The organism is Streptomyces sp. NPDC044719, assembly GCF_056433405.1.
Genome location: NZ_JBWKHE010000001.1, coordinates 360,612 through 385,383 on the forward strand (window position 1 = coordinate 360,612; position 24,772 = coordinate 385,383).

The following is a 24,772-nucleotide window of genomic DNA, read 5'->3' on the forward strand; positions in this document are numbered from 1 at the left end:
ACTCCGAATGTTCCGGGAACCTATGGCGCCGCGAGGACTTCGTCAAGGGGGCCCGCAGGGTTACGATCGCCGCCATGACTTCCCCGGAGCCCGCTGAAAGCCGGCCGCAAAGCCGGACGCAAACCCGGACGCAGGGGCGCACCGCGCAGACCGCGACGCTCGCCGAGATCGCCCGTGAGGCTGGTGTGTCGGCGCCGACTGTTTCGAAGGTCCTGAACGGCCGTGCCGATGTCGCCCCCGCCACCCGGGCCCGCGTCGAGGACCTGCTGCGCGCCCACGGCTACCGGCGCCGCCGGGCCGAGGCGACCCGCTCGCCCCTGATCGACCTGGTCTTCCACGAGCTGGAGAGCGCCTGGGCGATGGAGGTCATCCGGGGTGTGGAGAACGTGGCCCGGGACGCCGGGCTGAGTGTGGTGCTGTCGGAGAGCGCCGGGCGGCTCACCCCCGGGCGGACCTGGGCGGACCAGGTCGCCGCGCGCCGCCCGCACGGCGTCGTCCTGGTGCTGTCCGGGCTCGACGCGTCGCAGCGGGCACTGCTGACCAGCCGCGCCATCCCGTTCGTGGTGATGGACCCGGCCGGGGACCCCGGCGCCGACGTGCCGTCGATCGGCGCGACCAACTGGCAGGGCGGTCTCGCCGCCACCCGGCACCTGGTCGAGCTGGGGCACCGCAGGATCGGCGCGATCACCGGGCCCTCGCAGATGATGTGCAGCCGCGCCCGGGTCGACGGCTACCGGGCCGCCCTGGAGACGGCCGAGCTGCCGGTGGACCCCGGGCTGATCGCGGACGGCGACTTCCATCACGAGGCCGGCTACCGGCGGGGCCTGGACCTGCTGCGCCGCCCGGACCGGCCGACCGCCGTCTTCGCCGGGAACGACCTGCAGGCGCTCGGGCTGTACGAGGCCGCGCGCGAACTGGGGCTGCGCATCCCCGAGGACCTGAGCGTGGTCGGGTTCGACGACCTGCCGGTGGCGCCTCTGGTCGGGCCGCCGCTGACGACCGTACGGCAGCCGCTGACGGAGATGGCCGAGGCGGCGGCCAAGCTGGTCCTGGACCTCGGCCGCGAGGAGGGCACCCCGGCGGCGACCCGGGTCGAGCTGGCGACGAGCCTGGTGGTGCGCAGCAGCACGGCGGCGCCCCTGGCCGGAAGTTGACGTTTTGACGGGCGGGGCGGGCATCTCGACACACCTCCGAAGCCAATCGGTTGCCTCGCCGAAACTTTCGGAGGCCCCGCGATGAGATGCCGAGATCAGGTGCGAGATCGCTGAGACACCCAGTCGGGTGTGGCGGTCAGTTGTGCGAGTGCCTCGTACAACTGGTCGGTGCCGGACGGCGGTTCGGTGCCAGCGAAGTCTGAGAATTTCCGAAGAAAAGGCGCGTCGAGGTCCCTGCCGGTAATAATTCGGACTTACGTTCCTGCCGTGACGGGACACGAGGCGAACGGGGACGAGAGCAGAGGCACTGCCCGGCGGTCGACCGCGCTGCGGACCGCCGGCCTGACCCTGACGGCCCTGCTGATGCTGGCCGCCGCGGCGGCGGGCTGGGCCTACTGGCATCTCGACAGCAACATCAAGAGCGTCGACATCGACCACGCGCTGGGCGACAACCGCCCGCCGAGGCCGGTGACGACGCCGTCGCCCTCGGCCTCCGCCCTGCCCAGCGGGGCGCTCAACATCCTGGTCCTGGGCTCGGACTCGCGCGGCGGGGAGGAGAACCAGAGGCTCGGCGGCGGCGACAGCTCGGGTGCCCGCTCCGACACGGCGATGGTCGTCCACCTCGACGCCGGGCGGACCCGCGCGACGGTGGTGAGCATCCCGCGCGACACGCTGGTCACTCGCCCGTCCTGCCCCCGCTCGTCCGGAGGTTCGACGGCGGTGGCCTACAACTCCATGTTCAACAGCGCGTTCGCGGTGGGCGGTCCGGTCTGCGCCGTGAAGACGGTCGAGTCGCTGACCGGCGTCCGCATGGACCACTACATCGAGATCGACTTCTCCGGCTTCGCGAAGCTCGTCGACGCGCTCGGCGGCGTCACGGTCACCACCGAGGACGACATCACCGACGACCACAGCCATCTGCGGCTGAAGGCGGGCACCCACCATCTGGACGGCACCCGGGCCCTCGCCCTGGCCCGCACCCGGCACGGCATCGGCGACGGCAGCGACCTCGGCCGCATCGGCCTCCAGCAGACGCTGGTGAAGGCGCTGCTGGAACAGATCGCCGAACAGAACCTGCTCACCGACCCGGCGAAGCTGTACCGGGTCGCGGACGCGGTGACCGCCGGCCTCACCACCGACACCGGCCTGGACTCCCTGACCGATCTGACCCGGCTCGGACAGAGCCTGCGGGGCCTCTCGGCGAGTGAGGTGCGGACGGTGACGATGCCGGTGGTGCGGGCACCGTCGGACCCCAACCGGGTGGTGGCCGAGCAGCCCGAGGCGGAGAAGCTGTGGGAGTCACTGCGCTGACCTGCGGGAACGCGGCCCGGGGAGGACCCGGAAAAAAATCTCGAAGAAAATGCGGCGACCGTGTCGATCCCGGGGTCTCCCGATCGACGCAGGGGTGAGAGCGGGAAAGGCCCCGCTCCGAAGACCCCGAGGAGTCACCATGCCGCGCTTTCTCACCCTGATCCGCATCGACGAGAAGAACGCCCCCGCTGAGGGCCCGAGCCCGGAGCTCATGGAGCGGATGGGCGCGCTCCTGGAGGAGATCACCAAGGCCGGGGTCATGCTCGACACGGCCGGACTCACCCCCACCTCGGACGGCAGCCGGGTGACCTGGGAGGGAGGGCAGCTCTCCGTCACCGACGGGCCGTTCACCGAGTCCAAGGAGGTCATCGGCGGCTACTCGATCAGCCAGTGCAAGGACAAGGCCGAGGCGATCGAGTGGACCAAGCGGTTCCTGTCCACGCACGAGGACTACTGGACGATCACGGCCGAGGTCCGGCAGATCGCCGAGGACTGACCGGCGCTGCTTGGCCGGGTGCCGCCGAGGGTGTCTGATGGTGGGCTGTGACAGCGCAGCCCACCCCGGACCCGAGCGGCACCGGCACGGCCATCGAAACGGTCTTCCGCATCGAGTCGCCCCGCATCATCGCCGGCGTCACCCGGATCGTCCGGGACGTCGGCATCGCCGAGGAACTCGCGCAGGACGCCCTGGTCGCCGCGCTGGAGCAGTGGCCGCGCGGCGGCGTGCCCGACAACCCGGGCGCCTGGCTCATGGCCACCGCCCGCAACCGCGCCGTCGACCTGGTCCGCCGCCGGGAGAACTACGCCCGCAAGCTGGCGGAGATCGGCCGCGACCCGTCGACCGTGTCTCCCCCGGAGGAGCCCGCGGACTTCCATGACCCCGACGGCATCGACGACGATTTGCTGCGCCTGGTCTTCACCGCCTGCCATCCGGTGCTGTCCACCGAGGCCCGCACCGCCCTCACCCTGCGCCTCCTCGGCGGCCTCACCACGGCCGAGATCGCCCGCGCCGTCCTGGTCCCCGAGCCGACGGTCGCCCAGCGCATCGTCCGTGCGAAGCGCACGCTGGCCACCAAGAACGTCGCCTTCGAGGTGCCCTACGGCCCCGACCGCGAGGCCCGTCTCGGCTCCGTCCTCGACGTCATCTACCTGATCTTCAACGAGGGCTACGCCGCCACGGCCGGCGACGACTGGCTCCGCCCGTCCCTGTGCGAGGACGCCCTGCGCCTGGCCCGGGTGCTCTCGTCCCTCATGCCGAAGGAACCCGAGGTCCACGGCCTGACGGCGCTCCTGGAGTTCCAGGCGTCCCGCACGGCGGCCCGGACCGGCCCCTCCGGTGAACCCGTCCTCCTCAAGGACCAGAACCGTGCCCGCTGGAACCGCATGCTCATCGCCCGCGGCGTCGCCGCGCTGGGCCGAGCCGAGGCCGCCTCCTCCGGCGCCCCGGGCCCGTACCTCCTGCAGGGCGCCATCGCCGCCTGCCATGCGCACGCGTACACGTACGAGGAGACCGACTGGTCCCGCATCGCCGTGCTCTACGGACTTCTGGCCGCCCGCTCCCCGTCGCCCGTCGTGGAGCTGAACCGGGCGGTGGCCGTCTCGATGTCCGAGGGCCCGGAGGCCGCCCTGCCCCTCGTCGACGCACTGTCCGACGATCCCGCCCTGCGCGAGTACCACCTGCTGCCCAGTGTCCGCGGTGATCTCCTCGCCCGTCTCGGCCGTACGGCTCAGGCCCGGGCCGAGTTCGAGCGGGCGGCGGCCCTGACGCGGAACGCGCGCGAGCGGGAGCTGTTGCTGCGGCGGGCCGCGGAGGAGACCTGAGCGTCAGACAGGGTGGCCGATGAGCATCGCCGGCGCCCCCGCCACCCGGGTCAGGAACACCGTGGCCGCGTGCGGGCCCTGGGGCTTGACCTTCTTGCGGAGTTCCTCCGGCTCGACCGCCGAGCCCCGCTTCTTGACGGTGAGGGTGCCGACCTGGCGTTCCCTCAGCAGGGCCTTCAGCTTCTTGACGTTGAAGGGAAGATGGTCGGTGATCTCGTAGGCGGTGGCGTACGGGGTCGGGCGCAGGGTGTCGGCCGTGACGTACGCGATGGTCGCGTCGAGCAGGCCGCCGTCGACCCGGTCGGCCACCTCGGAGACCAGGTGGGCCCGGATGACGGCGCCGTCGGGCTCGTACAGGTAGCGGCCCGGCGGGCGGACCTCCGGGTCGGGCAGGCCGCGCGAGAGCAGGGTGCGGGGGCCGGGCAGCAGGGTGGCCCGGACCGCCCCCGGCTCGGTGCCGAACCACAGCACCGCCTCCTTCACGTCCCCGCCGTCGGAGATCCACTCCGCCTCGGCGTCCTCGGGCACCGCCTCGTGCGGGATGCCGGGGGCGATCTTCAGCGCGGCGGCCCGGGGGGCCCGGCGGGCGGCCGAGACCGCCCAGGACAGGGGCGGTGAGTAGGCCTCGGGGTCGAAGATCCGGCCCCGGCCGCCGCGCCGGGCCGGGTCGACGAAGACGGCGTCGTACCCGGCCGTGTCCACCTCGGTGACATCGGCCTCCCGCACCTCGATCAGGGCGGCGAGACCCAGCGCCTCGGCGTTCGCCCGAGCCGCCGCCGCCGTCATCGGGTCGCGGTCCACGGCCAGCACCCGGATCCCGGCGCGGGCCAGCGCGATCGCGTCCCCGCCGATGCCGGAGCACAGGTCGGCGATGGAGGTGATCCCCAGGTCCTTCATCCGCTGGGCGCGGTACGCCGCCACACTCGCCCGGGTCGACTGCTCCACCCCGTTCGGCGTGAAGAACATCCGCCCCGCGTCCTCGGCCCCGAACTTCACCGCCGCCCGCTGCCGCAACCGCGCCTGGCCCAGCGCCGCCGACACCAGCTCGGCGGGGTGCTCCCGGCGCAGCCGCGTCGCCACGGCCAGCTCCTTCGCCGGGTCGGTGTCGCGGACCTCGTCGAGGAGGGCGCGGCCTTCGGGGGTGAGGAGGGGGGCGAGATCGTTCACCGGACCATTGTGGGCCAGTCGGTGGACGGTATGCCGTCGGCCGCGGTGTCGGGGAGGGTTCGCACCGGCCGGCTGCGAGGATCCGGCATCATGCGAGCAGTCGTACAAAATGACAAAAGGCGGGCAGCGGGCGGCATCCGCATCGGCCTCGTCGTGCTCGCCCTCGCTGCCATCGCCTCGGGCTGCGCACAGGCCGACGGCGGCCAGGTCGCCCCGGCCGGCGGCCAGCAGCCGCTCGACGCGCCCCCGGCCCGCGCGCTCGACTCCTACGCCACCAAGCTGCGCGCCGCGCACGCCGCCCGCATCGCCGCGGCGCACCGCTGGGGGCTGAGAAGGGTCCCGCAGGCCGCCCCGCCGGCCCCCGCGAAGAAGCCCAGGATCAGGACCCGCAAGGGCTTCGAGGTGGACGGCCACCGGGAGCTGGGCCTCCCGCCCGTCTTCACCACCGTCCCCACCCGGGACAAGGTCGTCTTCCTCACCATCGACGACGGTGCCGAGAAGGACCCGGAATTCCTGCGGATGATGAGCGACCTGGACGTCCCGTACACCGCCTTCCTCAGCGGCTACCTGGTGAAGGACGACGACCGCTACTTCCGGCAGATGCAGGCCAGGGGCGCGGTCCTGAACAACCACACCCTCCGGCACCGCTACATGCCGGGCCTGTCGTACCGCGCGCAGAAGCGCGAGATCTGCGGCATGCAGCGCTTCATCGAGAGGCGCTACGGCACCCGCCCCACCCTCTTCCGCCCGCCCTTCGGCAGCTACGACAGGGCGACGCTGCGCGCCGCCGAGGCCTGCGGCATCGAGTACGTCCCCCTGTGGAACGCGGAGGTCTTCGCCGACCACTGGGAGTACCGCGAGGCGGACCGCAGGCTGCGCCCGGGCGACATCGTCCTCACCCACTTCCGGGGCCGTGAGCTATGGAAGGGCACGATGACCGACATGATCCGCCGCTTCCTGAACAAGGTCACGGCCGAGGGATACGCGGTGGGGCGGCTGGAGGACTACCTGTGAGGCGGCTGCCGGCCGCTGCCGCGCTGTGTGCGGGCATGCTCCTGCTGGCCGGCTGCGCCGGGACGTCTGGGGAGCGGGCGGAAGCGGACGGCCGGGGCCAGGACCGGGCCCACTCGGCCGGCCCCGACACCCGTCCGGCACGCCTGCCGCCCGTCGTGGACCGGGTCCGCACCCGCGACCCGGTCGTCTTCCTGACCTACGACGACGGCGCCGAACGCGACCCCGGCTTCGCCGGCCTCGTCCGCGAACGGCGGCTCCCGGTCAGCCTGTTCCTCACGGACAGCGTCGCGGGCCCCGGCTACGGCCATCTGGCCCGGCTGCGCGCGGTCGGCGCGACCGTGCAGAACCACACCCTCGACCATCCGGCCCTGCGCGGCCTGCCCTACGCCGGCCAGCGCGCCGAGATCTGCGGCCAGCAGCACAAACTCCGCACCCGCTTCGGCATCCGCCCCCACCTCTTCCGCCCGCCCTACGGCACCTACGACACGACGACCGTGCGCGCCGCCGCCGATTGCGGCATCACGGCGATCGTCCGCTGGCGGGCGTCCCTGTCCGCCGACGGCGAACTGACGTACACCCGCGGCGAGCCCCGCCTTCGCCCCGGCGACATCGTCTCGGTGCCGTCGGCCGCGACGAATCCCCTGACAACGACGGAACGAACCGTGCGGCTGCTGGGGGAGATCGAGGGGCGGGGACTGCGGGTGGGGCGGCTGGAGGACTACCTGTAGGGGCGGCCTTCAAAGACCCGCCCGGCCGACGCGCCGCCGGGCAATTAGCAGTCCGCTTGACCGAGTGCTAATCACGGTCATAGTCTCGGCTCTGGCACTCCCCCCTGGAGAGTGCCAACACAGCGACGGGCAGGTCCGGCACCCGCGACGACGGATCCACCTGGTCGCCACCTCAGACAGTTAACCCCGTGAGATCTCCGAAGGGGGAGGTCGGATCGTGACGACCACCAGCTCCAAGGTTGCCATCAAGCCGCTCGAGGACCGCATTGTGGTCCAGCCGCTCGACGCCGAGCAGACCACCGCCTCTGGCCTGGTCATCCCGGACACCGCCAAGGAGAAGCCCCAGGAGGGCGTCGTCCTGGCCGTGGGCCCGGGCCGCTTCGAGGACGGTAACCGTCTTCCGCTCGACGTCTCCGTCGGCGACGTCGTGCTCTACAGCAAGTACGGCGGCACCGAGGTGAAGTACAACGGCGAGGAGTACCTCGTCCTCTCGGCCCGCGACGTGCTCGCGATCGTCGAGAAGTAATTCACCCCAAGCACATTGCTTTGAGCTGCGCCCCTGGCCCCCGCGATCTCCAATAAGCCGGGCGCCCGGGGCGCAGTGCCGTATATCCCAGATTCCGGAAGAGGGCTCACGCTCCCATGGCGAAGATCCTGAAGTTCGACGAGGACGCCCGTCGCGCCCTCGAGCGCGGCGTCAACAAGCTTGCCGACACGGTCAAGGTGACGATCGGCCCCAAGGGCCGCAACGTCGTCATCGACAAGAAGTTCGGCGCTCCCACCATCACCAACGACGGTGTGACCATCGCCCGTGAGGTCGAGGTCGAGGACCCGTACGAGAACCTCGGTGCCCAGCTGGTCAAGGAGGTGGCGACCAAGACCAACGACATCGCGGGTGACGGTACGACCACCGCGACCGTGCTCGCCCAGGCGCTCGTGCGCGAGGGCCTGAAGAACGTCGCCGCCGGTGCCTCCCCGGCCGCCCTGAAGAAGGGCATCGACGCCGCCGTCGCCGCCGTCTCCGAGGACCTCCTCGCCACGGCCCGCCCGATCGACGAGAAGTCCGACATCGCCGCGGTCGCCGCGCTGTCCGCCCAGGACCAGCAGGTCGGCGAGCTCATCGCCGAGGCGATGGACAAGGTCGGCAAGGACGGTGTCATCACCGTCGAGGAGTCCAACACCTTCGGCCTCGAGCTGGACTTCACCGAGGGCATGGCCTTCGACAAGGGCTACCTGTCGCCGTACTTCGTGACGGACCAGGAGCGCATGGAAGCCGTCCTGGACGACCCGTACATCCTCATCACGCAGGGCAAGATCTCCGCCATCGCGGACCTGCTGCCGCTGCTGGAGAAGGTCATCCAGGCCAACGCCTCCAAGCCGCTGCTGATCATCGCCGAGGACGTCGACGGCGAGGCGCTGTCCACCCTCGTCGTGAACAAGATCCGCGGCACTTTCAACGCCGTCGCGGTGAAGGCCCCCGGCTTCGGCGACCGCCGCAAGGCGATGCTGCAGGACCTCGCGGTCCTCACCGGCGCCACGGTCGTCTCCGAGGAGGTCGGCCTCAAGCTCGACCAGGTCGGCCTGGACGTCCTCGGTTCCGCCCGCCGCATCACCGTCACCAAGGACGACACCACGGTCGTCGACGGCGCCGGCAACAAGGACGACGTGCAGGGCCGCGTCGCCCAGATCAAGGCCGAGATCGAGTCCACCGACTCCGACTGGGACCGCGAGAAGCTCCAGGAGCGCCTCGCGAAGCTGGCCGGCGGCGTGTGCGTCATCCGCGTGGGTGCCGCCACCGAGGTCGAGCTCAAGGAGCGCAAGCACCGTCTGGAGGACGCCATCTCCGCGACCCGCGCCGCGGTCGAGGAGGGCATCGTCTCCGGTGGTGGCTCCGCTCTCGTCCACGCCGTCAAGGTCCTCGAGGGCAACCTCGGCAAGACCGGCGACGAGGCCACGGGTGTCGCGGTCGTCCGCCGCGCCGCCGTCGAGCCGCTGCGCTGGATCGCCGAGAACGCCGGCCTGGAGGGCTACGTCATCACCTCCAAGGTCGCCGAGCTGGACAAGGGCCAGGGCTTCAACGCCGCCACCGGCGAGTACGGCGACCTGGTGAAGGCCGGCGTCATCGACCCGGTCAAGGTCACCCGCTCCGCCCTGGAGAACGCCGCCTCCATCGCCTCCCTCCTCCTCACGACCGAGACCCTGGTCGTCGAGAAGAAGGAAGAGGAGGAGCCGGCCGCCGCGGGCCACGGCCACGGCCACGCTCACTGAGGCACCGGCCTCGTAGCAGAAGCCCCCGTTCCGCCTCGTGCGGAACGGGGGCTTCTCCCGTGTGCGGGGACTTCTCCCTTGTGGGGTGCTTCACAACTCCAGCGGGTCCAGCGCCCCCAGCTGCTGCATCAGCCCCAGCCGGTCGTACTGCCACCAGCCCTCGGCGAGCTTCCCGTCCGGAGTGCACCGGTGGACGGTCGTCCCGGTCATGGTGACGTCCTTCCCGGTCGGCGGAATCCCGAGGAAGTCGCCCTTGTGGTGTCCCTTCCAGGTCCAGCGGGTGCAGACCCGGTCGCCCTGGGCGATCTGGTCCTCGATCGTGAACGAGAAGTCGAACCCGCCTCGCCACACCTCCACCTCGCGCCGCAGCGCGTCCAGCCCGATGACGTCCTGCACATTGGCGGGATCGTGGTCGTGGTAGTCCTCGATGAACACGTCGTTGAACGGGGGCGCCGCACCCTGCCCGGGCGCCTGCTCGAAGAACCCGCGCGCGGCGGCCGCGTACAACTGCTCGTCCCGCACCACGTCCAGATCCGTGAACGTCGGTGCCTCGTCGCAGAGCGCCACCATGTCCTGGAAGATCCGGTCGGTCTCCGGAAGCCCGGAGTTCCGCATCGCCTCCTCGTACGACGGGAACTCCACGATCTCGACCACGTGCGACGCGTCGGCCCGGTCCTTCGCCACCACACTGTGCGACGCGGTGCGCTTCCCTTTGGTCTGCTCGACCCACCTGTCCATCAGCCGGTTCATCTCGTCGAGCCGGCTGGTTCTGCATTCGATGAGCTGTACGAAGGTCATGGCCTCGCCTCCGGCCCCCCTGGGTCCGGTCGAACAGCTCCAATTGTCCCAACGGGAGCTGCCCGTCGCCTCCTGACTCCAGGCGCCTACTGCGGTCCGTACTTCCGCCCGGTCTTGGACGACACCGCCCCGAGCATCCCTCTGGGCACCAGCTTCGCCGCCCCCATCAGCGCCTTGTAGCGCGGATCCGGGATCGACAGCGTCTTGCCCCGGGCCAGATCGTGCAGTGCCGCCGCCACCAGCTTGTCCGCGTCGAGCCACATCCAGCTCGGGATGTTGTCCGTGCCCATGCCGGCCCGGTCGTGGAACTCCGTGCGCACGAAACCGGGGCAGAGCGCCATCAGCCGTACGCCGCTGCCGGCCAGGTCGCGCGCCGCGCCCTGCGTGAACTGCACGACCCAGGCCTTGGACGCGCCGTAGGTGCCCCGCGGGACGAACGCGGCGACCGACGCGACATTGACGACACCGCCCCGGCCGCGCTCCCGCATGCCCTCGGCCGCCGCCGACGTCAGCCGCAGCACGGCTTCGCAGTGCACCTTGAGCATCCGCAGCTCATCGGCCATGGAGACATCGAGATAGCGGCCCTTGTTGCCGAAGCCGGCGTTGTTGACCAGGAGGTCGACGGGGTTCTTGCGGTCGCTCAGCCGGCCGGCCACCGCCTCGATGCCCTTGTCCTGAGCCAGGTCGGCCGTCAGCACCTCAACCTCGATGCCGTGCCCGTCGTGCAGTTCGGTCGCCTGTTCCCTGAGCCGCTTGGTGTCGCGGGCCACCAGCACCAGGTTGTGCCCGTCGCCCGCCAGTCGCCGCGCGAACGCGGCCCCGATGCCTGCCGTCGATCCCGTAATCAGAGCCGTTGTCATGGCAGAAGGTTAGTGACCCGGACTGGGTGCGTCCGGTTCCGAACAGGACCTTCGCCGGTGAAGGGTCCGTGGAGACAGTCGCGGTGAGGCGCTGTCAGGCCCCGTTCTTCTCCACGTACTCGCGCGCCCAACGCAGCACCTCCGGGTGCAGGGCCTCGCCCGCCGCCAGCAGCCGCGGCAGCAGCGTCCGCTCGGTGGTCACCGCGCGGAACTGCAGCGCCACCGTCACGTCGTGGTCCGGCCGGTGCAGGATCTCGACGGCGTCGCCCGCGCGGATCGCCCCGGGCTCGATCACCCGCAGATACGCCCCCGGCGCGCCCCGCCGGGTGAACCGCTTCACCCAGCCCTTCTCCTCCAGATGACCCTGGAACGTGCGGCACGGGATCCGCCCGCAGGTGATCTCCAGCACCACCTCGGGCCCGATGCGCCAGCGCTCGCCGATCAGTGCGCCGGACACGTCGAGCCCCTGGGTCGTGAGGTTCTCGCCGAACGCCCCGTCGGCCAGCGTCCGGCCCAGCTCGCGCTCCCACTCGTCCAGGTCCTCGCGCGCCATCGCGTACACCGCCTGGTCGTCGCCGCCGTGGTGTTCCAGCTTGCACACCGCGTCCCCGGCCAGCCCGCTCCCGCCGATGCCCTTGGGCCCGGGCGCCGACACCCGAACGGCCCCGTCCACCGGCCGCTTGTCGATCCCGGTCACGCCCGCCGGGTTGTCCGTGTACGACACAGCCTTGGCACGGCCCAGATTCACAGACAGAAGCTTCATACCCGCACGGTAAGCGACCGAGGCTCAAAGCGTCGACGCAATATTCGCATCAGCGTCAAAGGGTCGCTTATTCTCGAAGGGTGATCGAAGCTCGTCATCTCCGCGTACTGCGCGCCGTCGCCGCCACCGGTTCCTTCTCCGCCGCGGGCCGGGAACTGGGCTGCACGCAGCCCGCCGTCAGCCAGCAGATGAAGGCCCTGGAGACCTCCGTCGGCACCCCCCTGCTCATCCGCACCGGGCGCGAGATGCGCCTGACCCAGGCCGGTGAGGCGCTGGTGCGGCACGCCGCCGGGATCCTCGCCGGACTCACGGCCGCGGAGGAGGAGGTCGCCGCCATCGCCGGGCTGCGCGCGGGACGGGTCCGGCTCGTCTCCTTCCCCAGCGGCAGCTCCACCCTGGTACCGACGGCCCTCGCCGCACTGCGCGCGGCACACCCGGGCACCCGGGTCTCCCTGGAGGAGGCCGAACCGCCCGCGTCGGTGGGCCTGCTGCGCGAGGGCGACTGCGACGTGGCGCTCGCCTTCCGCTACGAGGGCGCGGCGGGCGCGGAGGAGTGGGACGACCTCGTCGTACGGCCGCTGCTGTCGGACCGGCTCGTCGCCCTCGTGCCGGAGCGGCACCGGCTCGCGGGTGCGGGATCCGTCGCCATCGGGGAGCTCGCGCGGGAGTCGTGGATCGCGGGCTGCCCGCGCTGTCGCGGTCAGTTGGTCGAGGTGTGCGCGGCGGCCGGCTTCACGCCTCGCATCGATTTCGCCACCGACGACTATCCGGCAGTGGTCGGCCTGGTCGGCGCCGGGCTGGGCATGGCCGTGCTGCCCCAGCTGGCTGTCGAGTCGGTGCGCCCCAGGGGAGTACGCACCGTGACGCTGGAACCGGCGGTGCGGCGGGAGATCGTCGCGCTCACCCTGCCCGACCTCGCACAGGTCCCGGCGGTGTCGGCGACGCTCGACCAGCTGGCGCGGGCGGCCGACCGGTAGCGAGAACCGACGGCACGCGTGCGCGTGCCCTTCGCAGAAACGTTATTTCAGTGATGCGAGGCGGTATGCCCGCCCGGTGCCGACGCCGACACCAGCCGGTTGCGCGCCCGCCCCATGAGCTCTTCGCGCTCGTCCTCGGTCAGCCCGCCCCACACGCCGTACGGCTCACGCACCGCCAGCGCGTGAGCAGCGCACTCGGCGCGTACCGGGCACCTCATGCAGACCTCTTTGGCCGAGTTCTCGCGAGCACTCCGAGCCGCACCGCGCTCGCCCTCCGGATGGAAGAAGAGCGAGCTGTCCACCCCGCGACAGGCAGCCAGCAGCTGCCAGTCCCACAGGTCCGCGTTCGGTCCGGGAAGGCGGGAGAAATCTGCCATTACGTGACCCCTTGTAGCCGTTTTGGGCGGATCCGGTGTCTACGACCGTACAACTACGATCTAAGGAGATGAAAATATGACTCATTGCGAATCTAGCTCCAGACACTGGCAAAGCGGAAGAAATGGGTCTGAATGGGGCATAGGTTGTGATGAAAGTTCGTGGGTCTGCTGCGCATGTCTGCACCGTGTCCGCCCCCTCACGTAGAGTGCCGAAGATGACAGCCGACCCCGTAACTCTTTCGAGTGACCGTCGTTGAGAGTGCGAGGCGGTTGAAGGAACAAGCGCTCGGACAGGCGTCCGAGGCGGTCGACCGCACAGGTGACGATTTCGTACCAGCCTGGAGGCTCAAGGTGACGCGCATCAGCTGCGGAGGGCGGTCATGACTTCCGTCCTCGTCTGCGACGACTCCCCGCTTGCCCGAGAGGCGCTCCGTCGCGCGGTCGCGACCGTGCCCGGCGTAGAGCGCGTGACGACGGCGGCCAACGGCGAGGAAGTCCTCCGCCGCTGGGGGGCCGACCGCTCGGACCTGATTCTGATGGACGTACGCATGCCCGGCCTGGGCGGCGTCGAGACGGTCCGGCGGCTGCTGTCCGCCGACCCCGGTGCGCGCATCATCATGCTCACCGTCGCCGAGGACCTGGACGGTGTGGCGCTCGCCGTCGCCGCCGGTGCCCGCGGCTATCTGCACAAGGACGCCTCCCGCGCCGAGCTGCGCGCGACGGTGACGCAGGCCCTGGCCGACCCGACCTGGCGGCTCGCCCCGCGCCGGCTGCGCTCGGCCGAGATGGGTGCGGCGCCCACGCTCACGGCGCGTGAGATCCAGGTGCTGGAGGGCATGAGTCACGGCCGCTCGAACGCGGAGATCGGCCGCGAGCTGTTCCTCTCCGAGGACACCGTCAAGACGCACGCCCGGCGCCTGTTCAAGAAGCTCGGCGCCTCGGACCGGGCCCACGCCGTGGCGCTCGGCTTCCGGTGGGGCCTGGTGCGCTAGGGCCTGTCGTTCGGATCGGGCCAGCCTCGAGGCGCGGCATCCGGGGCGGGTCGGGGAGCGGGGGCATGCGGATGCCCCCGCGTGAGCCGGACGCCCGCGTGCGACAGCCGGCGGTCGACGGCGACGCCGGTGCGGGGCACCGCCTCCCCGGGCGGGGCCGGGAGCTCGGGAGGGTGTCCGCGAGGACCCACGTACCCGGGATGATCCGAACAGCAGGCCCTGGGAGCGACCGCGGAGGTCCAAGCGGTCGTGGCGGAAGTACGGAAAGCCAGGTGGGCGGGGGTGGACCGGGGGTCCGCAGGGTGCCCGCTGCTTGTTTCGCCGCGGATGCCGCATCCTTGAGGGTGTGGAGTTCCTCGGGGACGAGTCGGTCGAGCGGAAGGGGAGGGCGCAGGGGATGAGTGCCGGCGCACCTGCTCATAACGCTTCGGTGCACAACAACGGGCGCGGTGCCGCGGACCCGGTGGCCGCAAGGCACCATGGACCGATGCGCGACGACGAGGCGGTCAATGCCCAAGGGGCGATCGGAGCGCTCGTCCACCGCGCCGTCGACGGGGACGAGCAGGCCACGCACGATCTGCTCGCCCATGTCCACCCTCTGGCGCTGCGCTACTGCCGCACCCGTCTGTCCCGTCTCCCTGGCGACGCCCGGCACTTCGTGGAGGACCTCGCCCAGGAGGTCTGCGTGGCGGTGCTCCTCGCACTGCCCCGCTACCGGGACACCGGGCGCCCCTTCGAGGCGTTCGTCTTCGCCATCGCCGCCCACAAGGTCGCCGACCTGCAGCGCGCCGCGATGCGTCACCCCGGCTCGACGGCCATCCCGTCCGACGAGATGCCCGAGCGCCCCGACGACTCCCTGGGACCGGAAGAGCGCGCACTGCTGAGCAGTGACGCGGAATGGGCCAAGAAGCTCCTGGCCAACCTGCCCGAGAACCAGCGGGAGCTGTTGCTGCTGCGCATCGCGGTGGGGCTCACGGCCGAGGAGACGGGCCAGATGTTGGGAATGTCACCCGGCGCCGTCCGGGTGGCGCAGCACCGGGCGCTGAGCCGGCTGCGGGCGCTCGCTGAGCAGTAGCCCCTTCAGCGGCCCTTGGTTGAACAGGCGGTGCGCGGCCTCCGTACGAACATACGAAGCCCGGAGCGAGCGGGAACCGTGGAATGAGACAGCCGCGCTTCCCGTTAGCATGGACATCCGCACCGATCAAGGCCATTTGGGGAAGGTGTCATGACTGCAAACGTCGACGGAGTGCCCGGAAAATTCGCGACACTCGGGCTGACCTACGACGACGTGCTGCTGCTGCCGGGCGCATCCGAGGTGCTCCCGGGCGCGGTCGACACCTCGTCCCGCATCTCCCGCAACGTCCGGGTCAACATCCCGCTGCTCTCCGCGGCGATGGACAAGGTGACCGAGTCCCGGCTGGCGATCGCCATGGCCCGCCTCGGCGGCGTCGGCGTGCTGCACCGCAACCTGTCGGTCGAGGACCAGGTCAACCAGGTCGACCTGGTCAAGCGGTCCGAGTCCGGCATGGTCACCGACCCCATCACGGTGCACCCCGACGCGACGCTCGCCGAGGCGGACGCCCTGTGCGCCAAGTTCCGCATCAGCGGCGTCCCCGTCACCGACCCGGCCGGCAAGCTGCTCGGCATCGTCACCAACCGTGACATGGCCTTCGAGACCGACCGCAGCCGTCAGGTGCGTGACGTCATGACGCCGATGCCGCTGGTCACCGGCAAGGTCGGCATCTCCGGCGTCGACGCGATGGAGCTGCTGCGCAAGCACAAGATCGAGAAGCTGCCGCTCGTCGACGACCGCGGCATCCTCAAGGGCCTGATCACGGTCAAGGACTTCGTCAAGGCCGAGAAGTACCCGAACGCCGCCAAGGACGCCGAGGGCCGGCTGCTGGTCGGTGCCGCGGTGGGCGCCAGCCCCGAGGCCCTGGAGCGTGCCCAGGCGCTCGCCGATGCCGGGGTGGACTTCCTGGTCGTCGACACCTCGCACGGCCACAACAGCAACGCCCTCAGCTGGATGTCGAAGATCAAGTCGAGCGTGTCCGTCGACGTGATCGGCGGCAACGTCGCCACGCGCGACGGTGCGCAGGCCCTGATCGACGCCGGTGTCGACGGCATCAAGGTGGGTGTCGGCCCCGGCTCGATCTGCACCACGCGTGTCGTCGCCGGTATCGGCGTCCCGCAGGTCACCGCCATCTACGAGGCCTCCCTCGCCGCCCGTCCCGCGGGCATCCCGCTGATCGGCGACGGCGGTCTGCAGTACTCCGGCGACATCGGCAAGGCGCTCGCCGCCGGTGCCGACACGGTCATGCTGGGCAGCCTGCTCGCGGGCTGCGAGGAGTCGCCCGGCGAGCTGCTCTTCATCAACGGCAAGCAGTTCAAGTCCTACCGCGGCATGGGCTCGCTCGGCGCCATGCAGTCCCGCGGCCAGGGCAAGTCGTTCTCGAAGGACCGCTACTTCCAGGCCGAGGTGGCCTCCGACGACAAGCTCGTGCCCGAGGGCGTCGAGGGCCAGGTGCCCTACCGCGGCCCCCTGGCCAACGTGCTGCACCAGCTCGTGGGCGGTCTGCGCCAGACCATGGGCTACGTGGGCGCGGCCTCCATCGAGGAGATGGAGTCCAAGGGCCGCTTCGTCCGCATCACCTCGGCGGGCCTGAAGGAGAGCCACCCGCACGACATCCAGATGACGGTCGAGGCGCCGAACTACAGCCGTCAGTAGGCATCAGGCCTGATGGGGCGGCCCTGGAAGCATCCGGGGCCGCCCTCGTCATGCCCGTCGGCGATACTGGAAGACGCTGCAACGCATCAGGGAAAGGCCACAGACGTGACTGAGATCGAGATCGGGCGCGGCAAGCGCGGCCGCCGGGCGTACGCCTTCGACGACATCGCCGTCGTCCCCAGCCGCCGTACGCGGGACCCGAAGGAGGTCTCGATCGCCTGGCAGATCGACGCCTACCGCTTCGAGCTGCCGTTCCTGGCCGCCCCCATGGACTCGGTCGTCTCCCCGGCCACCGCGATCCGCATCGGCGAGCTCGGCGGCCTCGGCGTGCTGAACCTCGAGGGCCTGTGGACGCGCCACGAGGACCCGCAGCCGCTGCTCGACGAGATCGCCGAGCTGCCCGCCGAGGCGGCGACCCGGCGCCTCCAGGAGATCTACGCCGCGCCGATCAAGGAGGAGCTGATCGGCGCCCGCATCAAGGAGGTGCGCGACTCGGGCGTGGTCACCGCCGCCGCGCTCTCCCCGCAGCGCACGGCCCAGTTCTCCAAGGCCGTCGTCGACGCGGGCGTGGACATCTTCGTCATCCGCGGTACGACGGTCTCGGCGGAGCACGTCTCGGGGGCGTCCGAGCCGCTGAACCTGAAGCAGTTCATCTACGAGCTGGACGTCCCGGTGATCGTCGGCGGCTGCGCCACGTACACCGCGGCCCTGCACCTGATGCGGACCGGCGCGGCCGGTGTGCTGGTCGGCTTCGGCGGCGGCGCCGCGCACACCACGCGCAACGTGCTCGGTATCCAGGTGCCCATGGCGACGGCGGTCGCCGACGTGGCCGCCGCGCGCCGTGACTACATGGACGAGTCCGGCGGCCGCTACGTGCACGTGATCGCGGACGGCGGTGTCGGCTGGTCCGGCGACCTGCCCAAGGCGATCGCCTGCGGTGCCGACGCGGTCATGATGGGCTCCCCGCTCGCGCGCGCGACCGACGGTCCGGGCAAGGGCCACCACTGGGGCATGGAGGCCGTGAACGAGGAGCTGCCGCGCGGCAAGAAGGTCGACCTCGGCACGGTCGGGACCATCGAGGAGATCCTCACCGGCCCGTCCCACACCCCCGACGGCTCGATGAACCTCTTCGGCGCCCTGCGCCGCGCCATGGCCACCACCGGCTACAGCGAGCTGAAGGAGTTCCAGCGCGTCGAGGTGACGGTGGCGGACTCGCAGCACCGGCGGTAGGCCCCGAGGGCGACGTCACAGACGGTGGGCGGCACCTGCGGGTGTCGCCCCTCGTGTGTCCAGGAGCAGCTGTGCCTTCACCGACAGGCCCTGGAGGTCGTACGTGCGGTGCTGCTGGAGCAGGATGGTCAGGTCCGCGTCGGCGGCCGCCTCGTAGAGGGAGTCCGCCCGGGGGACGGGGCGGTCGAGCACGCTCCAGTCGGGGACGTGCGGGTCGTGGTAGCTGACCGAGGCGCCCAGCTCCATCAGACGCAGGGCGATCTCCTCGGCGGGGGTGCCCTGCAGGTCGGCGAGGTCGGGCTCGTAGGTGACGCCCAGGAGCAGCACGCGTGCGCCACGCGCCGACTTGCCGTGCTCGTTGAGGAGCTGGGCGCCGCGCTGGACGACGTAGCGGGGCATCCTGCTGTTGACCTGCTGGGCCAGTTCCACCATGCGCAGGCTGCGGCCGCCGTGGGCGGTCAGGTCCTGCGGGAGGGTGTGGCCGCCGACGCCCGGGCCGGGGCGGAAGGCCTGGAAGCCGAACGGCTTGGTCTCCGCGCAGCGGATCACGTCCCACAGGTCGACGCCCAGGTCGTGGCAGAGCGCGGCCATCTCGTTGACGAGGGCGATGTTGACGTGCCGGTAGTTGGTCTCCAGCAGCTGCACGGTCTCCGCCTCGCGCAGTCCACGCGCGCGTACCACCTTGTCCGTGAGCCGTCCGTAGAAGGCGGCGGCCGACTCGGTGCAGGCCGGGGTGAGGCCGCCGATGACCTTCGGGGTGCCGGCGGGGGTGAGGTCGCGGTTGCCGGGGTCGACGCGGCTGGGGGAGTGGGCGAGGTGGAAGTCGCGGCCCGCCCGCAGGCCCGATCCCTCTTCGAGGAGCGGGCGCAGGAATTCCTCTGTCGCCCCGGGGTACACAGGTGACTCCAGGATCACCGTGGTGTGCGGGCGCAGCTGGGCGGCCAGGGTGCGGGCGGCCGTCTCCACCTGGCTCAGGTCGAGCCGGCCGTCCGCACCCGGCGGCGTCGGTGCGCAGATGACCGCGGTGCGCACCCGGCCGAGTTCGGCGGCGTTCGTGGTCTGCCGGAAGCCCCCCGAGAGCATCCGGCGCAGTTCGGCGGGGCTGAGGGGGCCGGTCTCGGGTCCGGTCCGGTAGCCGATGGTGGGGACGCCGGCGGCGACGGCGGCCTGAGCCAGGGGCAGGCCGTAAGGGCCGAGTCCGATGACGGCGAGATCTGCGGGCACGGCGTGGCCGTCCTTCCCGTAGCCGAAGTGGGACAGGTGCGCAAGCCCTGTGGACAGGACGGGCGAGCGCAATGTCAGACTAGGAGTAAATATGACCGTTATGTGGGATTGCCCGGCCGAGTTTCGGTGAGTGTTCCGTGCCGGTTGTCCACAGGCTGCGGGCCCGTGGTGGCTGAAGTCGGGCAACCCGGTCAGAATTTGGGCATGGGGGATACGGACGGGGCCTCACCCGACGGGTGCGGCCGGCGCGACCGATGAGCGGGAGGCAGCGGTGAGGACAGCGACACTCGGGCCGGCGCAGCGCGCCGAGTCACTTGCATCCATGGCCGAGCGAGAGCTGGACGTGCTGGTCGTGGGCGCGGGCGTGGTGGGTGCGGGCACCGCCCTCGACGCCGTGACCCGGGGACTCGCCACCGGCCTGGTCGAGGCCCGCGACTGGGCCTCGGGCACCTCCAGCCGGTCCAGCAAACTGATCCACGGCGGCCTGCGCTATCTCGAGATGCTCGACTTCGCGCTCGTCCGGGAGGCGCTGAAGGAGCGCGGCCTGCTCCTGGAGAGGCTCGCCCCGCATCTGGTGAAGCCCGTGCCGTTCCTGTACCCGTTGCAGCACAAGGGCTGGGAGCGCCTGTACGCCGGGTCGGGCGTCGCGATGTACGACGCCATGTCCATGGCGCGCGGCCATGGCCGGGGCCTGCCGATGCACCGCCATCTGACCCGCTCTCACGCCCTGCGCGTGGCGCCCTGCTTGAAGAAGGACGCCCTGGTCGGGGCGCTCCAGTACTACGACGCCCAGATGGACGACGCCCGCTACGTGACCAACCTGGTGCGCACGGCGGTGGCGTACGGCGCCAAGGCCGCCAACCGCGCGCGGGTGACGGGCTTCCTGCGCGAGGGCGAGCGGGTCGTCGGGGCGCGGGTGCAGGACGTCGAGGGGGGCGGGGAGTACGAGATCCGCGCCAAGCAGGTCGTCAACGCGACCGGCGTGTGGACGGACGACACCCAGGCGATGGTCGGGGAGCGCGGCCAGTTCCACGTCCGGGCGTCCAAGGGCATCCACCTGGTCGTGCCGCGCGACCGGATCCACTCCACGACCGGGCTGATCCTGCGCACGGAGAAGTCCGTGCTGTTCGTCATCCCCTGGGGCCGGCACTGGATCGTCGGGACCACGGACACCGACTGGGACCTGGACAAGGCCCACCCGGCCGCGTCCAGCGCGGACATCGACTACCTGCTGGAACATGTGAACTCAGTGCTCGCGGTGCCCCTCACCAGGGACGACGTCCAGGGTGTGTACGCGGGCCTGCGGCCGCTGCTCGCGGGCGAGTCGGACGCCACCAGCAAGCTGTCGCGCGAGCACACCGTGGCGCATCCGGTGCCCGGGCTCGTCGTCGTGGCGGGCGGCAAGTACACGACGTACCGGGTCATGGCCAAGGACGCGGTGGACGCGGCGGTGCACGGGCTCGACATGCGCGTCGCCGAGTGCGTCACCGAGGACGTGCCGCTGCTGGGCGCCGAGGGCTACCGGGCGCTGTGGAACGCGCGGGCGCGGATCGCCGCCCGGACCGGACTGCACGTGGTGCGGGTGGAGCACCTGCTGAACCGGTACGGGGCGATGACCGAGGAGCTCCTGGAGCTGATCGCCGAGGACCCGTCGCTGGGCGAGCCCCTGTCGGCGGCTGACGACTACCTGCGCGCCGAGATCGTGTACGCGGCCTCGCACGAGGGGGCGCGGCATCTGGACGACGTGCTGACGCGGCGGACGCGCATCTCGATCGAGACCTTCGACCGGGGCAGCCGCAGCGCACGCGACGCCGCCGGGCTGATGGCGTCCGTGCTCGGCTGGGACAAGGACCAGATCGAGCGCGAGGTCGAGCACTACCAGAAGCGGGTGGAGGCCGAGCGGGAGTCGCAGCGGCAGCCCGACGACCTCACGGCGGACGCGGCGCGGTTGGGGGCGCCGGACATCGTGCCCCTGTAGGCGCCTGCCGACGACGGCACCGTGTCCGGGTATCCGCTCCCGACATCACTCGAACGAGTGTCGTGAGCTGGGATCTTCGTTCGGAGTCCGGTCGTTCTACGAGGTGCGGGGGCAGAACTCGGCCGCGAGCACCGCGGGTTCGAGCTCGGGATCCGCGATCTCGTCCGTGTTCACGCGGAAGGTGAGGAGCCGCCGGCCGTCGACGGTGGCCGCGGTGCGCACATAGCTGCCGGCTATGTGCCCGTTGTGCCCCCACACCGTGGTGCCGCACGGCAGCTTCTCGGGGAGCAGGCCCATGCCGTACGCGCCGTGTGTGGCACGGGTGTCGAGCATCTCGCGCAGCCGGCGCGGGGGCAGCAGCCGGCCGTCGAGCAGGGCCGCGTAGAAGCGGTCCAGATCGGCGAGCGTGGTCACCAGTTCGCCCGCGGCGCCCGCCACCCGCGGGTCGAGACGGGTGACGTCGGTTCCGTCGGCGGCGTAGCCGCGGCCGTGCGGAGAGGGCAGCGAGGAGCGGGAGCCGGGGAAGGAGGTGCCCGTCAGACGCAGGGGAGTGAGGATGCGGCGCTCGGCCTCGGTGGCGTACGAGTGGCCGGTGGCCTGCTGGATGACCAGGCCGAGCAGGACGTAGTTGGTATTCGAGTAGGAGAAGCGGCCGCGCGGGGCCGGGGGGTGGGTGAGTGCGATGCGTACGGCCTGACGGGGTGTGACGGGTGCCGCTCCGTCGGTGTCCGCGGTGAAGTCGTACAGGCCGCTGGTGTGGGTGAGCAGGGAGCGCAGGGTCAGCGCGCGGCCGTCGTTGCCGGCTCCCCGCACCAGGCCGGGCAGGTGCTGCTCCACGGTGTCGGACAGCGACAGCCGGTGCTCGGCGGCCAGTTGCAGCACGACCGTCGCGATGAAGGTCTTCGTGATGCTGCCGGCGCGGAAATGGTCCGACCGGGCGATTCCGGGACCGGCATGGGCATAGCGGGTGGTGCTTCCCTCCCGGGCCAGCAGGGCCGCGGCGGGGGCTCCGCCCCGGGTCGTGAGCAGCGGCAGCACCGCGTCCGTGGGCGGGGCCGAAAGCGCCGAGGAGTCGGCCGGGGGCAGGCCGAGGAGGGCGGCGGCCACGGGCAGGGCCAGCAGCGTCCGAAACGGCGGCATACGGGCTCCTCCCTAGTCAGGGCCCATCATGCAGCGCGGCGCGGGGCGCGGCACACCCGGGTTCCGGGTGGGCGGGCCCGGCGCCCCGTGCCCAGGGGCCCCCTGGGCACGGGGCACTTGTCGGGTGAGAGACAATGGAGGCTCTGTCAGGGCGGGTTGTATGAGGGGACGCATGTCGGAGGCGGAGCGGGCGGGCACATCCCGTCAGGACACTCGTCAGGACAACAGGGAGCGTCTCCTGGCGGGGCGCTACCGGCTGGGCGAGGTGCTCGGCCGCGGCGGCATGGGCACGGTGTGGCGCGCCGAGGACGAGACGCTGGGGCGGACGGTCGCCGTCAAGGAGCTGCGGTTCCCGACCAACATCGACCAGGAGGAGAAGCGGCGGCTGATCACGCGGACGCTGCGCGAGGCCAAGGCGATCGCGCGGATCCGCAACAACAGCGCCGTGACCGTCTTCGACGTGGTCCAGGAGGACGACCGGCCCTGGATCGTGATGGAGCTCGTCGAGGGCAAGTCGCTCGCCGAGGTCATCCGGGAGGACGGCCTGCTCGAGCCGAAGCGGGCCGCGGAGGTCGGGCTCGCCGTCCTCGACGTGCTGCGGTCCGCGCACCGCGAGGGCATCCTGCACCGCGACGTGAAGCCGTCGAACGTGCTGATCTCCGACGACGGCCGGGTCGTGCTCACCGACTTCGGCATCGCCCAGGTCGAGGGCGACCCGTCCATCACCTCGACCGGCATGCTCGTCGGCGCGCCCTCCTACATCTCCCCGGAGCGGGCGCGCGGCCACAAGCCGGGCCCGGCCGCCGACCTGTGGTCGCTCGGCGGGCTGCTGTACGCGTCGGTGGAGGGAACGCCGCCGTACGACAAGGGGTCGGCCATAGCGACCCTCACCGCGGTGATGACCGAGCCGCTGGAGGAGCCGAAGAACGCGGGTCCGCTGACGGACGTCATCCACGGGCTGCTCACCAAGGACCCGGCCAAGCGGCTCGACGACGCGGGCGCCCGGGCGATGCTGAACTCCGTCATCCACGCGCCGGAGAAGGCCGAGCCGGAGCCGCTGGACGCGACGAAGGTCGTGCCGCTGCCCAAGCAGCCGGACAAGGCCTCACGCAAGGGTGGTCCGGCGGGTGCCGGGAGCAAGCGGGGCGAGGAGGCCGGGGAGCGGCTGCGCGGGGCGTTGCGCTCGGTGCGCAAGGCCGCGGCCGGACCGGCCGCGGCGTCGGCCGCGACCCACACCAAGTCGGAGGACGTCAAGGCCGCTTCCGGACCGAAGGACGAGGCGGCCGCCGGGGGCGCGAGCGCGTCCGCGGCGAAGTCGGGTCCGAAGCAGACGTCGGAGGCTGCGGCTTCCGGGGCCGGTGAGCGGGGCGCGCAGGACGCGAAGGCGACCTCCGAAGGGCGGAGTTCGGGATGGCCCGTCGTGCCGCCGCCGGACCTGCCGCCGCGGCAGGTGCCCCGGGCGCCGCTCACCGACGTGGTGTCGCGGCGGACCCTGATGATCATCGCCGTGGTCGTGGTGCTCGCCGTGCTCGGTACCGTGCTCACCATCGCGTTCAGCGGGGACGGCAAGGGCTCGAAGGGAGCCGGGGGTGAGAGCGGCGGCAAGACCGTCGCCACCGCGTCGAGCGCCGACACCAAGGGCGACGAGAAGGGCGGCACGGGCACCGACAACACCGCGACGCAGCCCGCGCCGTCGGGGCCCGCCTCGAACAGCGAACCGAGCGGCGGGGAGAGCGGATCGGCGGGCGACGGGAAGGACGGGTCCGCCGGAACGGGCACCGCGGCGGAGTCGACTCACCAGGGGAACCAGGGGTACTCGATCGGCCTGCCGAAGGGGTGGAAGTTCCAGTCCACGGGCTCCGCCGGCGACCGGTTCACCGGGCCCGACGGGCAGAAGCTGCTCATCGCCTGGACGTCCACGCCCAAGGGCGACCCGGTGGCGGACTGGAAGAGCCAGGAGCGCTACATGCAGCGCGCGGAGTACAAGAGGATCCGAATAGAGAAGGTGGACTTCCGCGGCTGGAACACGGCCGACTGGGAGTTCACCTACCGCGAGAGCGGCACCAAGTACCGGACGATCGACCGCGGGTTCGTCGTCGACGACTCCCAGGGCTACGCGCTGATGTACACGGCGAAGGCGGCCGGCTGGGACGGTGAGTCGCGCAAGAAGACATGGGCGACGCTGACCAAGACCTTCGAACCCAAGTCCTGAGCATGAGCGTCCCGGGGTTTGGGGAGGCAG

At 71.4% G+C, this 24,772-nt stretch carries 22 protein-coding genes; 15 read left to right on the plus strand and 7 right to left on the minus strand.

All coding sequences use genetic code 11. From position 1 onward, the window contains the following. Positions 1-74: 74 nt before the first annotated feature. The 4 genes from AC07DF_RS01795 to AC07DF_RS01810 all read left to right on the plus strand — a co-directional run bounded on the left by AC07DF_RS01795 (position 75) and on the right by AC07DF_RS01810 (position 4,286). Positions 75-1,154 carry a LacI family DNA-binding transcriptional regulator gene (locus tag AC07DF_RS01795; protein WP_478965963.1) on the plus strand — a complete coding sequence of 360 codons (1,080 nt, stop codon included), beginning with the start codon at positions 75-77 and terminating at the stop codon, positions 1,152-1,154. 267 nt (positions 1,155-1,421) lie between these two features. Further along, positions 1,422-2,465 carry an LCP family protein gene (locus AC07DF_RS01800; RefSeq protein WP_478965965.1) on the plus strand — a complete coding sequence of 348 codons (1,044 nt, stop codon included), beginning with the start codon at positions 1,422-1,424 and terminating at the stop codon, positions 2,463-2,465. Positions 2,466-2,604: 139 nt separating this feature from the next. Then, positions 2,605-2,961, plus strand: a complete 357-nt coding sequence (locus AC07DF_RS01805) for a YciI family protein (RefSeq protein ID WP_376386542.1) — start codon at positions 2,605-2,607, stop codon at positions 2,959-2,961. Between the two features lie 47 nt (positions 2,962-3,008). Next, complete coding sequence (locus tag AC07DF_RS01810; protein WP_478965968.1) at positions 3,009-4,286, plus strand: RNA polymerase sigma factor; 1,278 nt, start codon at positions 3,009-3,011, stop codon at positions 4,284-4,286. 3 nt (positions 4,287-4,289) lie between these two features. Here the strand turns inward: AC07DF_RS01810 and AC07DF_RS01815 are convergent, their stop codons facing one another. Beyond that, positions 4,290-5,453 carry a THUMP-like domain-containing protein gene (locus AC07DF_RS01815; protein ID WP_478965970.1) on the minus strand — a complete coding sequence of 388 codons (1,164 nt, stop codon included), beginning with the start codon at positions 5,451-5,453 and terminating at the stop codon, positions 4,290-4,292. Positions 5,454-5,543: 90 nt separating this feature from the next. Here AC07DF_RS01815 and AC07DF_RS01820 point away from each other — a divergent pair, with 90 nt between their 5' ends. The 4 genes from AC07DF_RS01820 (at position 5,544) to groL (ending at position 9,463) form a co-directional block, all read left to right on the plus strand. Continuing rightward, positions 5,544-6,467, plus strand: coding sequence for a polysaccharide deacetylase family protein (locus AC07DF_RS01820; protein WP_478965972.1), 924 nt, complete (start codon positions 5,544-5,546; stop codon positions 6,465-6,467). A gap of 35 nt (positions 6,468-6,502) precedes the next feature. Beyond that, positions 6,503-7,195, plus strand: coding sequence for a polysaccharide deacetylase family protein (locus AC07DF_RS01825; RefSeq protein WP_478967545.1), 693 nt, complete (start codon positions 6,503-6,505; stop codon positions 7,193-7,195). A 217-nt stretch (positions 7,196-7,412) separates the two neighbouring features. Further along, positions 7,413-7,721 carry a co-chaperone GroES gene (groES, locus tag AC07DF_RS01830; protein ID WP_003974211.1) on the plus strand — a complete coding sequence of 103 codons (309 nt, stop codon included), beginning with the start codon at positions 7,413-7,415 and terminating at the stop codon, positions 7,719-7,721. Between the two features lie 116 nt (positions 7,722-7,837). Next, the gene (gene groL, locus AC07DF_RS01835; RefSeq protein WP_454362706.1) at positions 7,838-9,463 is read left to right on the plus strand and encodes a chaperonin GroEL; all 1,626 of its coding nucleotides are present in this window, start codon (positions 7,838-7,840) and stop codon (positions 9,461-9,463) included. 90 nt (positions 9,464-9,553) lie between these two features. On the opposite strand, the gene AC07DF_RS01840 is transcribed toward groL, so the two are convergent. The 3 genes from AC07DF_RS01840 to AC07DF_RS01850 form a co-directional block, all read right to left on the minus strand. Continuing rightward, a complete protein-coding gene (locus AC07DF_RS01840; RefSeq protein ID WP_478965975.1) occupies positions 9,554-10,261 on the minus strand; it encodes an ester cyclase in 708 nt (235 codons plus the stop codon). 86 nt (positions 10,262-10,347) lie between these two features. Next, a complete protein-coding gene (locus AC07DF_RS01845; protein WP_478965977.1) occupies positions 10,348-11,121 on the minus strand; it encodes an SDR family NAD(P)-dependent oxidoreductase in 774 nt (257 codons plus the stop codon). A 94-nt stretch (positions 11,122-11,215) separates the two neighbouring features. Then, entirely contained in the window at positions 11,216-11,884 is a 669-nt protein-coding gene (locus AC07DF_RS01850) for an MOSC domain-containing protein (protein ID WP_478965979.1), read from the minus strand. Between the two features lie 80 nt (positions 11,885-11,964). Between AC07DF_RS01850 and AC07DF_RS01855 the strand changes: the two genes are divergently transcribed. Then, a complete protein-coding gene (locus AC07DF_RS01855) occupies positions 11,965-12,861 on the plus strand; it encodes a LysR family transcriptional regulator (RefSeq protein ID WP_478965981.1) in 897 nt (298 codons plus the stop codon). A gap of 47 nt (positions 12,862-12,908) precedes the next feature. On the opposite strand, the gene AC07DF_RS01860 is transcribed toward AC07DF_RS01855, so the two are convergent. Beyond that, positions 12,909-13,238, minus strand: coding sequence for a WhiB family transcriptional regulator (locus AC07DF_RS01860; RefSeq protein ID WP_184591351.1), 330 nt, complete (start codon positions 13,236-13,238; stop codon positions 12,909-12,911). Between the two features lie 380 nt (positions 13,239-13,618). On the opposite strand from AC07DF_RS01860, the gene AC07DF_RS01865 reads away from it, so the two are divergent. The 4 genes from AC07DF_RS01865 (at position 13,619) to AC07DF_RS01880 (ending at position 18,188) form a co-directional block, all read left to right on the plus strand. Continuing rightward, positions 13,619-14,230: a response regulator transcription factor gene (locus tag AC07DF_RS01865; RefSeq protein WP_003948568.1), complete on the plus strand. Its 612-nt coding sequence runs from the start codon at positions 13,619-13,621 to the stop codon at positions 14,228-14,230. Positions 14,231-14,717: 487 nt separating this feature from the next. Continuing rightward, a complete protein-coding gene (locus AC07DF_RS01870; RefSeq protein ID WP_184591349.1) occupies positions 14,718-15,305 on the plus strand; it encodes a sigma-70 family RNA polymerase sigma factor in 588 nt (195 codons plus the stop codon). Positions 15,306-15,455: 150 nt separating this feature from the next. After that, the gene (gene guaB / locus AC07DF_RS01875) at positions 15,456-16,958 is read left to right on the plus strand and encodes an IMP dehydrogenase (protein WP_478965984.1); all 1,503 of its coding nucleotides are present in this window, start codon (positions 15,456-15,458) and stop codon (positions 16,956-16,958) included. A 105-nt stretch (positions 16,959-17,063) separates the two neighbouring features. Continuing rightward, the gene (locus tag AC07DF_RS01880; RefSeq protein WP_184591345.1) at positions 17,064-18,188 is read left to right on the plus strand and encodes a GuaB3 family IMP dehydrogenase-related protein; all 1,125 of its coding nucleotides are present in this window, start codon (positions 17,064-17,066) and stop codon (positions 18,186-18,188) included. Between the two features lie 15 nt (positions 18,189-18,203). Here AC07DF_RS01880 and AC07DF_RS01885 read toward each other — a convergent pair whose 3' ends face one another. Continuing rightward, a complete protein-coding gene (locus tag AC07DF_RS01885) occupies positions 18,204-19,412 on the minus strand; it encodes a nucleotide sugar dehydrogenase (RefSeq protein WP_478965986.1) in 1,209 nt (402 codons plus the stop codon). Positions 19,413-19,683: 271 nt separating this feature from the next. Here AC07DF_RS01885 and AC07DF_RS01890 point away from each other — a divergent pair, with 271 nt between their 5' ends. Next, on the plus strand, positions 19,684-21,390 hold the full coding sequence (locus tag AC07DF_RS01890; protein WP_478965988.1) for a glycerol-3-phosphate dehydrogenase/oxidase: 1,707 nt from the start codon (positions 19,684-19,686) through the stop codon (positions 21,388-21,390). A 96-nt stretch (positions 21,391-21,486) separates the two neighbouring features. Here the strand turns inward: AC07DF_RS01890 and AC07DF_RS01895 are convergent, their stop codons facing one another. Continuing rightward, complete coding sequence (locus AC07DF_RS01895; protein WP_478965990.1) at positions 21,487-22,530, minus strand: serine hydrolase domain-containing protein; 1,044 nt, start codon at positions 22,528-22,530, stop codon at positions 21,487-21,489. A gap of 172 nt (positions 22,531-22,702) precedes the next feature. On the opposite strand from AC07DF_RS01895, the gene AC07DF_RS01900 reads away from it, so the two are divergent. Next, positions 22,703-24,742: a serine/threonine-protein kinase gene (locus tag AC07DF_RS01900; RefSeq protein ID WP_478965992.1), complete on the plus strand. Its 2,040-nt coding sequence runs from the start codon at positions 22,703-22,705 to the stop codon at positions 24,740-24,742. Positions 24,743-24,772 lie beyond the last annotated feature (30 nt).